Source organism: Leifsonia sp. Leaf264, assembly GCF_001422325.1.
In the GTDB taxonomy this organism is placed as follows: domain Bacteria; phylum Actinomycetota; class Actinomycetes; order Actinomycetales; family Microbacteriaceae; genus Orlajensenia.
On sequence record NZ_LMMR01000007.1, the window covers coordinates 397971 to 410512 of the forward strand.

10 protein-coding genes are annotated in these 12542 nt (G+C 70.8%); 6 read left to right on the forward strand and 4 right to left on the reverse strand.

Annotation, left to right across the window (positions count from 1 at the left end):
- Positions 1-7 precede the first annotated feature (7 nt).
- From aceA to ASF30_RS17665, 3 genes are all read left to right on the forward strand, one after another.
- Positions 8-1345, forward strand: coding sequence for an isocitrate lyase (gene aceA, locus ASF30_RS17655; protein WP_055909736.1), 1338 nt, complete (start codon positions 8-10; stop codon positions 1343-1345).
- Between the two features lie 141 nt (positions 1346-1486).
- Entirely contained in the window at positions 1487-3205 is a 1719-nt protein-coding gene (gene aceB, locus ASF30_RS17660; RefSeq protein WP_082468016.1) for a malate synthase A, read from the forward strand.
- A 178-nt stretch (positions 3206-3383) separates the two neighbouring features.
- Positions 3384-3941, forward strand: coding sequence for a GNAT family N-acetyltransferase (locus ASF30_RS17665; RefSeq protein ID WP_055909739.1), 558 nt, complete (start codon positions 3384-3386; stop codon positions 3939-3941).
- A gap of 18 nt (positions 3942-3959) precedes the next feature.
- On the opposite strand, the gene ASF30_RS17670 is transcribed toward ASF30_RS17665, so the two are convergent.
- The gene (locus ASF30_RS17670; protein WP_055909741.1) at positions 3960-5204 is read right to left on the reverse strand and encodes a Pr6Pr family membrane protein; all 1245 of its coding nucleotides are present in this window, start codon (positions 5202-5204) and stop codon (positions 3960-3962) included.
- Between the two features lie 160 nt (positions 5205-5364).
- On the opposite strand from ASF30_RS17670, the gene ASF30_RS17675 reads away from it, so the two are divergent.
- Positions 5365-6873: a flavin monoamine oxidase family protein gene (locus ASF30_RS17675; protein WP_055909746.1), complete on the forward strand. Its 1509-nt coding sequence runs from the start codon at positions 5365-5367 to the stop codon at positions 6871-6873.
- Positions 6874-6898: 25 nt separating this feature from the next.
- On the opposite strand, the gene ASF30_RS17680 is transcribed toward ASF30_RS17675, so the two are convergent.
- Both ASF30_RS17680 and ASF30_RS17685 read right to left on the reverse strand, forming a co-directional pair.
- The gene (locus tag ASF30_RS17680; protein WP_055909748.1) at positions 6899-7669 is read right to left on the reverse strand and encodes a Pr6Pr family membrane protein; all 771 of its coding nucleotides are present in this window, start codon (positions 7667-7669) and stop codon (positions 6899-6901) included.
- Between the two features lie 65 nt (positions 7670-7734).
- Positions 7735-9027 (reverse strand): MFS transporter, encoded by a 1293-nt coding sequence (locus ASF30_RS17685; RefSeq protein ID WP_055910473.1) that lies wholly within the window; start codon positions 9025-9027, stop codon positions 7735-7737.
- Positions 9028-9083: 56 nt separating this feature from the next.
- Between ASF30_RS17685 and ASF30_RS17690 the strand changes: the two genes are divergently transcribed.
- The gene (locus ASF30_RS17690; RefSeq protein ID WP_055909750.1) at positions 9084-10046 is read left to right on the forward strand and encodes an ArsR/SmtB family transcription factor; all 963 of its coding nucleotides are present in this window, start codon (positions 9084-9086) and stop codon (positions 10044-10046) included.
- 9 nt (positions 10047-10055) lie between these two features.
- On the opposite strand, the gene ASF30_RS17695 is transcribed toward ASF30_RS17690, so the two are convergent.
- Complete coding sequence (locus tag ASF30_RS17695; RefSeq protein WP_055910485.1) at positions 10056-11453, reverse strand: cryptochrome/photolyase family protein; 1398 nt, start codon at positions 11451-11453, stop codon at positions 10056-10058.
- Positions 11454-11528: 75 nt separating this feature from the next.
- Here ASF30_RS17695 and ASF30_RS17700 point away from each other — a divergent pair, with 75 nt between their 5' ends.
- On the forward strand, positions 11529-12503 hold the full coding sequence (locus tag ASF30_RS17700) for an FHA domain-containing protein (RefSeq protein WP_055909751.1): 975 nt from the start codon (positions 11529-11531) through the stop codon (positions 12501-12503).
- Positions 12504-12542 lie beyond the last annotated feature (39 nt).

Genomic DNA, 12542 nt, shown 5'->3' on the forward strand with positions numbered 1-12542 from the left:
ACACCCCATGAGCACCTCGCCCCGCCCCACGCAGAGCCGCCCGGGCGACCAGACGCAGAGCGCCGCAGAACTCGAACTCGAGTGGCAGGCCGATTCCCGCTGGGACGGCATCCGTCGCGACTACACGGCGGCCGATGTGATCGAGCTCCGCGGGCCCGTCCGCGAGGAGCGCACCCTGGCCCGCCGAGGATCCGAGAAGCTCTGGGAGCTCATCCAGCGCACCGAGGGCACCGCCTTCGCCCCCGAGGAGGACCCCACCTGGGTCGCGGCCCTCGGCGCCCTCACCGGCAACCAGGCCGTGCAGCAGGTGCGCGCCGGGCTCGAGGCCATCTACCTCTCGGGCTGGCAGGTCGCCGCCGACGCCAACCTCTCGGGGCAGACCTACCCCGACCAGTCGCTCTACCCGGCGAACTCGGTTCCCGCCGTTGTGCGGCGCATCAACAACGCGCTGCTGCGGGCCGGCCAGATCGACGCGTCGGGCGCTCCGAACGGCGACTGGATGGCCCCGATCGTGGCGGATGCCGAGGCCGGCTTCGGCGGACCGCTCAACGCCTATGAGCTCATGCAGGGCATGATCGAGGCCGGCGCGGCCGGGGTGCACTGGGAGGACCAGCTCGCCAGCGAGAAGAAGTGCGGGCACATGGGCGGCAAGGTGCTCGTCCCGACCGGGCAGCACATCCGCACGCTCAACGCCGCACGTCTGGCAGCCGACGTCTCCGACGTGCCGACCATCATCATCGCCCGCACGGATTCGCTCGCGGCGACGCTGCTCACCAGCGACCACGACGAGCGCGACCGCCGCTTCCTCACGGGGGAGCGAACCGCCGAGGGCTTCTACGAGGTGCAGAACGGCATCGAGCCGGTCATCGCCCGCGGACTCGCCTACGCCGAGTACGCCGACCTGCTCTGGGTCGAGTCGGCCGAGCCCGACCTCGACCTGGCCCGCCGCTTCGCCGAGGCCATCCACGAGAAGTTCCCCGGGAAGAAGCTCAGCTACAACTGCTCGCCGTCGTTCAACTGGAAGCGCCACCTCGACGACGGCCAGATCGCGACCTTCCAGCGCGAGCTCGCCTCGATGGGCTACGCATTCCAGTTCATCACCCTCGCGGGCTTCCACGCCCTCAATCACTCGATGTTCGAGCTCGCCCGTGGCTACAACGATCGCCACATGAGCGCCTACGTCGAACTGCAGGAGGCCGAGTTCGCCTCCGAGAAGAACGGCTACACCGCCACCCGCCACCAGCAGGAGGTCGGCACCGGCTACTTCGACCGCATCGCCACGGCGCTCAACCCATCGAGCGCCACCCTCGCCCTCGTCGGATCGACCGAGGAACACCAGTTCTAGAACCCTCGCTGCTCTCGTCTCCACCGTGTGAAGGCATCCCGCTCGCGCATGTCCCGGATCTTCGGGCCTCGCGTGTCCGGTGCCTTCACACGGAGGGACGGATGCCTTCACACGGCGGTAGACACGACAGGAGACACGACCATGAACACCACACCCACCAGCACCCTGGAACGCGAGACGACCCGGGCATCCGAGACGACGCGGGAGCCGGCCGCCACGACCGGGAGCTTCGCGACCACGCGGCCGTGGATCGAGGTGACGGCGCCCCTCGGCGACCGCTACTCCGAGATCCTCACGCCGGAGGCGCTCGCGTTCCTCGCCGAACTGCATGACAGGTTCGCCGGCATCCGTCACGACCTGCTCGCAGCACGACTGCAGACCCGCGTCGCCTCGGCGAACGGACGCGACCCTCGCTTCCTTCCCGAGACGGCATCGGTGCGAGCGGATGCGACCTGGCGGGTCGCCGGGGCCGGTCCGGGCCTCGAGGACCGCCGAGTCGAGATCACGGGTCCGACCGACCGCAAGATGGCGATCAACGCCCTGAACTCCGGCGCGAAGGTCTGGCTCGCCGACCAGGAGGACGCCACGAGCCCCACCTGGACGAACGTGATCGAGGGGCAGCTCTCGCTGTACGACGCGCTGCGCGGAGACCTCTCGTACACATCGCCCGATGGCAGGCAGTACACGGTCGCCGGCCGCATCGGCCTCACCCACGGCGGCGAGGCCGAGACTCCTACCATCGTGATGCGGCCGCGCGGCTGGCACCTGGTCGAGAAGCACCTGCGCTTCCACGACCGCTCCGGGCGGGCGATGAGCGCGTCGGGCAGCCTGGTCGACTTCGGGCTGTACTTCTTCCACAACGCCCGTCGCCTGATCGAGCTGGGCCTCGGCCCGTACTTCTACCTGCCGAAGCTCGAGAGCCACCGTGAGGCCAGGCTCTGGAACGATGTCTTCTCGTTCTCGCAGGAGCGCCTCGGCATTCCGCAGGGCACGGTGCGCGCCACTGTTCTCATCGAGACCATCCAGGCCGCGTTCGAGATGGAGGAGATCCTCTACGAACTGCGCGATCACTGCGCCGGCCTCAACGCGGGGCGCTGGGACTACATCTTCTCGATCATCAAGACGTTCCGCTCGCGCGGGCGCCGCTGGGTCTTCCCCGACCGCTCCGAGATCACGATGACAGTGCCGTTCATGAGGGCGTACACCGAACTGCTCGTGTCGACGTGCCACAAGCGCGGGGCATATGCCATCGGCGGCATGAGTGCGTTCATCCCGAATCGTCGAGACCCCGAGGTCACCGGGCGAGCGCTGGAGAAGGTCGCGACGGACAAGCGCCGCGAGGCCGGTGACGGCTTCGACGGAACCTGGGTCGCACATCCGGATCTCATCCCCACGGCCCGGGCGGAGTTCGACGCCGTCTTCGAGGAGCGCAGCAACCAGCTGCACCGCCTGCGCGACGACGTTCACGTCACAGAGGCCCAGCTGCTCGACATCCCGTCGATCGGCGGATCGGTGAGCGAAGAGGGCGTGCGGGACAACGTGCGCATCGCCGTGCGCTACATCGAGTCGTGGCTGCGGGGCATCGGGGCGGCCGCCATCGACAACCTGATGGAGGATGCCGCGACGGCCGAGATCTCGCGCTCGCAGATCTGGCAGTGGGTGAACGACAACACGATCACCCGTGAGGGTCGGCGCATCGACGCCGCCTGGCTCGAGGGGATCGTGGCCGCCGTCGAGGAGGAGCTGCCGCGATCGGAGGGCGACCGCTTCGACGACGCGTTCGCCGTGTTCCGCCAGGTCGCGCTCGAGCCGGAGTTCCCGACATTCCTGACGATCCCGGCCTACACGCGGTTCCTGTAGGGAGCGTCGCCCGTCTTTGCCGAGGACCCCGCGCACACGAGCGCGCGGGGTCCTCGGCTTCGGGGCGGTCGCTGCGCTCGCGTCCCTCTGCCAGCGGGGTGTGCATGCCAGCGGGGGTGGGGATGCCAGCAGGGCCGGGGATGCCGACGGGGCGGAGGCCCGCGGCTAGGGTCGAAGCGTGACCCTGACCATCCGCACCGCGACAGCGAGCGACGCCCGGAGCCTGGCCGATCTGGCCGCAGCGACCTTCGCGCTGGCGTGCCCGCCGCACACGACGGCCGAGGCCATCGCCGACTTCATCGCCACGCAGCTCTCCAGCGCGCGCTTCGACGACTACCTCGCCGATCCCGCTCGCGTGCTGCTCGTCGCCGAGCAGCACGCGGCGACGGATGCGGCATCCGGCCGCCTCGCCGTCGGCTACACGATGCTGGTGTTCGCCGAACCGACCGATGCCGACGTCGCGGCGGCCATCGGCATCCGCCCGACGGTGGAGCTCAGCAAGTTCTACACGCTGGCCTCGAGCCATGGCACCGGGGTCTCGGGCCCCCTCATGGCCGCGACGCTCGACGTCGCCGCCGCCCGTGGGGCCGCCGGCGCCTGGCTCGGCGTGAACCAGGAGAACGCGCGGGCCATCCGCTTCTACGAGAAGAACGGCTTCGCGCGGGTCGGCACGAAGCACTTCCTCGTCGGCGACCGCTTAGAGGACGACCTCGTGCTGGAGCGCAGGCTGCCGTAGCTGTACGCCCAGGCGCGCTCAGACGCTGACGGCGTCACCCCGCAGCGTGCCCGCAAGCAGCGTGCCCGCATGCAGCGTTGCGGCGGGCGCGCCGCCGGCATGCAGAGTGCCCGCGTGGCGTGTCGCCGAGCGGCGCCCATCCGCGCGCTGCGTCGGCGCATGCGATGTCGTCGAGCGCTGTACTGCCGCGTCCGGAGGCCGCGGCATCGGAGAGGCGTACGCCGCCGTGCCGACGTGGCGCCGGCGGGCGATGTCATCGCGCCGCCCGGGCCGGAGTTCGACGCAGGAGCTCGATCCGGTCAGGGGCGAGAAGTGCGATGCCGCCCGCGGACCCGGGGTCGCGACGACCCACCGCCGATCGCCGTGTCCGGTCGTGCCGAGTGCCACGGGGAGAGGGCTGTACGAGACCGCCGACGTCCACTTCCACTCGGTGGACAGGGCGGCGAGCTGCGATCGGAGTGCCGCGCTCGACGCCGGGGCGAGCAGCACGACGGCCGGGCGCGGACCGACGTGCGAGCCTGCAGATCCGACCGGGGGCACTCCGAAGACGATGCCGGGGGCGTCGGGGCCGGCATCCGGGGTCTGGGTGAAGAACCCGTGGGCGCCGATGCGGGTGAGGGCCAGCGATCCCGTGGTGAGCACCAGGATCATCAGGCACACGATGGTGATGTAGACGCCCATCTCCACCGGCGACTTGGTGCGGGTCGGGTCGATGAAGAAGTACGGGAACCAGCCGACGATGCCGCCGCGCACCATCGTGAACACCAGCCAGATTCCCGGATACGGCAGCGCCCAGCCCATGGTGCCCCAGGGCAACGTGTTCGTGCGCACGGCCAGGCGCCGTTCGGCGATGAAGTCGACCGTCAGGAGGACGGGCATGATGAAGTGCAGGACGACATCCGACGGGGTGACGATGATCGGCTTGACCTCGCCGGCCGAACCGACGGCGAGGATGCCGTAGACGATTCCGGCGAGGATGACGTACCCCAGGACGATCGACCGCGCCGCGTGGATGCGGCTCGATTCCGGCCTGCCGGTGACGGCGAGCACCCCACTCGTCACGAGCAGGGCGACGGCTCCGACCGCCGACTGCACAGTGAAGAAGCAGAAGTAATTGCCCGCGTCGAAGGCCGTGACCCCGACCGCCTGGAAGTTCGCCGCAATGGCGATGGTCTCGACCGCGGCGAGCGCCAGTCGAGCTCCCCCGATCGCCTGATGGATGTTCCCCCGTGAGATGTGAGGGCCTGTGATGTGCTCTCGCATAATGCACGGTATCCGGCGCAAGCGCGTGCATGCTGGGCATACGCCGAGATTCGCTCACTTGAGGTCCAGAACCGCATGCAGTCGGGTGCAGTAGGTTGAAATCGCGTTCGCGTGCTCGGGAGGAGGGCGGCCGGGGCTCAAGCGCAAGCCCGCGATACCCATGAGACGCAGAACCTTCCTCATCGCCGCCGTCGGGGCTCTCGGCACCTCGGTGCTCGCCGCCTGCACCCCGCAGCCGCGGCCGAGCGCGTCACCGTCACCGTCACCGTCGCCGACTCCGACGCCGACGACCCAGCCGCCGGCATCCGCCGTTCCGCAACCGGTGTCGATGCTGCGCTCGCGGTGGAGCGTCGACCCGTTCGCGCTCGGCGCCGCGAGCTTCGCCGCCGTCGGGTCGACGAGCGCCAGCCGTGACGACCTGGCCGCCGCCGTCGACGACCGCATCTTCTTCGCCGGCGAGGCGACCTCCCGCGACGCCCCCGGAACCGTGAGCGGTGCCGTGGCGTCTGGCACGCGCGTCGCCGACGAGGTGATCGCCGCCTCCGACGGCTCCGAGCGCATCGGGGTGATCGGTGCCGGCGTGGCCGGTCTGACCGCCGCGAGGGCCCTGCTCGACGCCGGCTACGACGTCATCGTCGTCGAGGCGCGCGACCGCGTGGGCGGACGCATCGACGCCCGCACCGGCGACTCCTGGCCGCTCGCGGTCGACCTCGGCCCGACGATGATCGACGACGGCGATGAGGCGCTGCACTCCGCCGTGGTCGCCGCGGGCGGCGACGTGGTCTCGTTCGGACGGTCGGACGAGGTGCGCACGACGGCCGGAACCGCCGTCGCGGTGTCGGGCGTCGGGGCCGCGGCCGTGGCCGACGCCGTGGAGTGGTCGTCGAAGCAGCCGCACGACGTTCCGCTGTCGTTCGCCATCGGACAGTCCGAGGCGGGCGCCCTGTCGACCACCCCGGACGACGACGGGGTGTCGGATGCCGACTGGTTGGCCTATCAGCTCGATTCCGTCGTGCAGCCGCGGACCAGCGCGCCGGACGAGCGGCTCTCGGCCTGGAACGGCGGCGCCACCTCACCGGGTGACGGGGTGGGTGGAGCGGTCCCGCTGGCCGGCTTCGGCACCTTCGCCGACGACCTCGCCGACGGCGTCGACGTTCTCCTGCGCAGCGTCGTGACGCGGATCGTGACCCGTGACGACAGGGTGAGCCTGCGACTGCGCACAGGGGAGTCGCTCACCGTCGATCGTGTGGTCGTGACTCTGCCGCTGGGGGTGCTCAAGTCGGGATCGGTGGCATTCGAACCGGAGCTGCCGCTGCCCAAGGCGCGAGCCGTGTCGATCCTCGGCATGGGCGACTCCGACCGGGTGTGGCTGCGCTTCGACGAGCCGTTCTGGAGCACCGACGCCACGGTGTGGTCCACCGTCGCAGCGGCTTCCCCGGTGGCGCTGTGGGTGAACCTGTTGCCCGACACGGGGTACCCGGTGCTCGTCGGCACCATCGCTGCCGGGGAGGCGGCCCGACTCGCCGCCGTCGACGACGACGCCGTCGTGCTCGCCGAGTTGCTGGCGGGCCTGGAGCCGTTCCTCGACGAGGCGAAGCGCGCCGACGGCGATGACGGCGCGACGGCGACGCCGACCCCAACTCCGACCCCGACTCCGAGCGCGGGCTAACCGGCTGTCGGCCGGCCTCGCTGCGTCAGGCCGCCTCGACGCGCTCGTCTCGCTCGGCCGCCTGCGCCGGGCGCGGGTCGGACGGAGCGGACCCGGGGGCGTGCGGCGCGGGCGGATGCCGCATCCGGGCCCGACTCAAGCCGATGAAGGCGGCCACGAATCCCAGGATGACGGCGAGGATGCCGGCGCAATAGGCGACGATGGCCCCCGGCCCGCTCACCTGCGACGGGTCGAGGAAGAAGTACGGGTACCAGCCGACGGCGTCGCCGCGCACCAGCGTGAAGATGAGCCAGATCACCGGGTACGGCACGGCCCAGGCCAGGGCGAGCCACGGCACGGCCGGTGCCCGCGGGCCGAGGAAACGGCCGACCAGCCAGTCGAGGAGGAGCACCGACGGGAGGATGAAGTGCAGGAGCTGATCCGACCACGGGATGGCGATCTGGTAGGTGCGCGTCGAGGAGAAGGCGGCGAGCAGGCCGAAGACGATGCCCGACAGCACGACGTAGACGAGCACGATGGTGCGGGCGGTGAGGAGGACGACGGATTCGCTGCGTCCACTCACCAGCACGAGACCGCCGACGAGGGTGACCGCCACGGCGATCATGGCCGACTGGATGGTGAAGTAGCCGAAGAAGTTGGCGACTCCGAAGGAGCTGAAGCCGAGCACGTAGCGGAAGTTTCCGATGAGCGCGATGATCTCGGCGGCCACCACGGCGAGACGAAGCCAGCCCAGCGCGAGGGCGACGCGTGCCTCGCGGAGCCCCGGCGGCCGGGCCGGGTCCTCACGCACGCGCATAGGAGAACGCTACGCCAGCGTGGCTGGGACGGTCCCGGCCGCGGGAGGCGGCTGGCGCGGCTCGCTCAGTGAATCGGCTGAAGGCGCCGCGCCGCCCGGCGGGCGATGGCGTCGGTGCCGAAGGCCGCGAGGAGGAACATGACGGCCAATCCGGCCCAGCCGGCGAAGCCGTGCGCGAGCGCCGCCGTGACGACGACGGGCGCGAGCATCGATCCGACCGAGAACGCCATCGAGAACACTCCCTGATAGGCACCGGGGGCGGCGGCATCCGCCAGTTCGAAGCTCAGCCCCCATCCGCCGGCCTGGGAGAGCACCTCCGCGAAGGCGTGCGCGAGAGCCGCGGCGAGCAGCAGGAGCGCTGCCGCGATCACGCCGAATCCGGATGCGGCGAAGTAGAGCAGGCACGCCGCTGCCATGATGACGCCCGCCCATGCCGTGACGGCGCCGGCCCGGCGGAGGTCGTGGGTGCCGCGCGACAACGGCACCTGGAACACGATGACGACGATGGTGTTGAGGATGAGCACCGCCGCGACGAGGGCCGTCGGGGCGCTGGTGTCGTGCGCGATCCAGAGCGGAACCCCGACCTCGGCGAGGCCGAACTGGATGCCGAAGACCGCGCTGAGGGCCGACAGGGCGAGGTAGCGCGGATTGCGCCACGGCGAGTGGAGGCGTCGATCGGCCGAGATGGCGGCGCGCGCACTGGTGTCGACGCCGATCTCGCGCGGTGGGGCGTCGACGCTCGCGGGCAACCGCAGCAGCATGGTGCAGCCGAGCAGGTAGATGGCGCCGGCGCCGATGAGGATGCAGCGGTAGGCGTCGGCCGTGCCCACGAGCAGCGCGAGCCCGCCGAGCGCGGAGCCGGCGGCGATGGCGATGTTGGTGACTGTGCGCAGCACGGCACGCGCGTTCACCCGAGCCGCACCGGTGAAGGCCCGCGCGATGATCGCCATGCGGGTCGCATTGCTCGCGGAGTCCGCTGCTCCCACGAGGCACGCTATGAGCAGGGCGGAGGCGAACGAGGTGGCGAAGACGTAGCTGATGAGGCCGAGCCCGCTGAGCGCCGAGAAGCCGAGCAGCAACCGCCTCGCACTGAACCTGTCGGCGAGCTGGCCGCCGAGGAGGGATGCCCCGACCCCGACGGCGCTGGATGCCGCCAGCACCAGCGCGACCTCGGCGGCCGAGAGCCCCACGATGAGAGTGAAGTAGAGCACCGTCACGGTGAGGAAGATGCCGCGGCCCACCCGGCCGATGAGGGTCGACAGCACGAGCACGCGCAGGACGGGATCGGAGATCGAGGCGGCGATGCGCTGCACCGGGGTGAGGCGGGTGGGGGAGGGTGCTGCATCCGTTTCGGTCACTCGATCGATGATCACCGACTGAAGGCGCCCTCGACAGTGATGTAGCGTTCTCCTACATGTTGCGATACCGGCTCACCGAATCCGACGTCGGCGGGGTGCACTTCGGCCTGTCCCCGCTGTGCGAACTCGGGCTGTCGTTGCGTGCGATCAAGGATCCGTCGGCCTTCCCGCTCCAGCTGCCGTGGCTCCGCCGCACCGAGGAGGCGCGCAGCCGGGTCGACCTCGAGACCCTGCTCGCGCTCATCGACGACAGGTTCTGGACTCCCGACTTCCTGAATCCGCGCCCGACGTCGCCGCTCACCCGCATCGACGATGAGTTCCACGCGCTGGCGCGCATCCGCACCTCGACCTTCCATCGCGACCTCGAGGCCGTGCACGGACGCATTCCGGATGCCCTCGCGGGGCCGCCGCGCGAGGCCGTCGCGCGGATGATGCGTGCGCTGCAGCAGCTCTGGGACGCCTGCTTCGCGCCGCACTGGCCACGGATGCGAGCCGTGCTGGAGGCCGACGTGACCTATCGCGGGCGGCAGATCGCGCAGTCCGGCCTGGCGACGATGCTCAACGGGGTGTCGTCGACGGTGTCGTACGAGAAGGGTGTCGTGTCGGTGCGGCTGCGCGATCCCGTCGACCGGGAGGTCGCGACGCACGGGCTCGGTCTCACGCTGGTTCCGACGATGTTCACGAGGCGGGCGTCGGCCCCGGTGGGCAGCGGACCGCCCATGGTGATGTACCCGGCACGCGGTCAGGGCGCCCTGTGGGAGACCGAGCGGGTGCCGAATCCGGCGGCCGTCGCCGGGATCCTCGGGGAGGCGCGTGCGAGCCTGCTCACGGCGCTCGCCGAGCCGGCGTCATCGACCGAGCTGGGGGTGCGCTTCGACGTGACGACCTCGGCGGTCAACCAGCACCTCCGGGCGCTGAGGGATGCCGGACTGGTGACCTCGACGCGGTACGGGCACAGCGTGCTGTACTTCCGCAGCGAACTCGGGACGGCCCTGCTGGCGGCGTCGGCGAGGCGGTGAGAGACGCGATCAGCGTCGGACGGCTGCGTTCTTCACCACCTCGTAGGCCGCCAATGCGGCACGGCGGGTCTCGCCGAGATCGACGATCGGGTCGGGGTAGGCGTCGGTTCCGGCCTCCGGGACCCAGTGCTTCACGTACCGGCCGTCGCGGTCGAACTTCTGCGCCTGCAGCTCGGGGTTGAAGACGCGGAAGTAGGGAGCGGCATCCGCCCCCGATCCGGCGACCCACTGCCAGTTGAACGGGTTGCTCGCCTCATCGGCGTCGACGAGGGTGTCCCAGAACCACTGCTCGCCGAGCCGCCAGTCGATGAGCAGGTTCTTCGTGAGGAACGAGGCGACGACCATGCGGATGCGGTTGTGCATGGTGCCGGTGGTCCAGAGTTCGCGCATCCCGGCGTCGACGATCGGCAGCCCGGTGCGGCCATGCTGCCAGGCCAGCAGTGCCCCCTCGTCGAGCGGCGGCCACGGGAAGGCGTCGAACTCGCGACGCCAGTTGACCGTGGCGAGGTCGGGAGCGTGGAACAGCACGTGGTGCGAGAACTCGCGCCATCCCAGCTCGGTCAGGAACCGGGTCGTGCCCTCGGCTCCGGCACCCCCGAGCCCGGCCCGTGCCCTGGTCGCCCGCTCCCACACGGTGTAGGGGCTGATCTCGCCGAAACGCAGGTGCGGCGAGAGGCGCGACGTCGCGTCCTCGGCGGGGACATCGCGGTCGGCGGCATAGTCGGCCAGCTTCGCGGCCAGGAAGTCGTCGAGGGCAGCGCTCGCCGCGACCTCGCCCGGAGTCCAAGCCTCCCGCAGCCCGCCGGCCCAGTCGGGGTGCGTCGGTTCGAGCGCCCAATCGTCAAGCGCGTCGGATGCGGCAGCCCCGGCGTAGCCCTCGATCGCGGTCGGGGCCGGCAGCGGCCCGCGCGGCGGCGGTGCATCGCGGCAGGCCTTCCAGAACGGCGTGAACACGGAGTACGGGGTACCGGCGCCGGTGCTGATGGTCCACGGCTCGAACAGGAGCGACGCGGCGAAGCTCGCCACCTCGAGGCCGTCGGCTCGCAGCGTGGTCTTGAGCTCGGTGTCGACGGCGCGCGCGGCTCCGCCGTAGCGCCGGTTCCAGAACACGGCACCGGCCCCGGTCTCGGCCACGACGGCCGGCACGATGTCCGCCGCAGCGCCGCGTCGGAGCACGAGCGGCACGCCCAGCTCGGCGAGCGAGGCGCCGAGGGACGCCAGGCTCTGGTGCAACCACCAGCGGCTCGCCCCACCGAGCTCGCGGACGCCTTCGGACACCTCATCGAGGACGAAGAGCACGAGCACGGGGCCTCCGCGCTCGACCGCGGCGTTCAGCGCCGGGTTGTCTGCGACGCGCAGGTCGTCACGCAGCCAGACCACGGCCGGGGAATCTGTCGACTGCTGCACGGATGTCGTCCTCTGCTCGGGTCGAAGCGCCACATTCGCGGCGCTCCCATTCTGCGCGTTCGATAGGGTCGACTCGTGTTCGAGTACTCCTCAGCGGGTGGTGACAGCGGATCCGGTCTCGGCATCGTGACCGACCGATTCATCTGCCTGCTCGGGTCGCAGGCGGATTCGGCGCTGGGCGCCGGCGTCTACGCCCTGCTCGATGACGACGAGACGCACCTCGCCGACGCGCTCGACGTGTTGATCGGCGAGCACCCCGACCTCTCGTTCGCGATCGTCGAGGTCATCGACCCCGCCGAGCGCACCTTCCACGTCGCCGTGAGCGGCGATGTGGACGTGATCATGACGGGCACGTCGTCGACGCGCTTCAGCGGACCTCCGGGTGCGGCCTGGATCGTCGGCGAGGCCATCGGCGTCGACAGGCTGCGCCTCGCCCTCGACGCCCGTGACGGCGTCGACTGCCTGCCGGTTCGCGACGGCGTCGTGCGCACGTCGATGATCGGCGTCGCGGAGCGGCCCGTGGCGGTCGCCCGCGCCACGTCCGCGCACCTGCACACGCGGCCCATCCGTCTGCCGGCTGCCCCAACCCGGATCGACCTGGAGCGGGCGGGGAAGACCGACGCCGCGCCCGCGGCACCAGCACGGATCCCGCCGCTCGACCCCGAGGCATCCGTCTCGCTGGAATCACCGGAGCCTCCGGTGGCGCCGGAACCGTCGGAGCCCGGCTGGACCCTCGTGCTTCCCGACGGGACCCCCGTCGCGCCGCCGGTGATCTTCGGCCGTCGCCCGTGGAAGGACGGCCCGTCGGGCGCCATGCACATCGTCGTCCCGTCGCCGGGTCGGGAGATCTCAGGGGTGCACGTCGAGGTCGGTCTGGAGGGTGCCGTGCTCACCGCTCACGACCTCGATTCCACCAATGGAACGATCATCTACTCGCGCTCCAGGCCACCGCGTCTGCTCCACGATGGGGGGAGGGCGGCACTGGCCCCCGGAGATATACTCGATTTGGGGGATTCCTACAGTGTTGCCGTACAGGGGCGTTCGACGTAGAGTCCGCCACGAGCACGTCGGGACTGTCAGCAGCCCGAG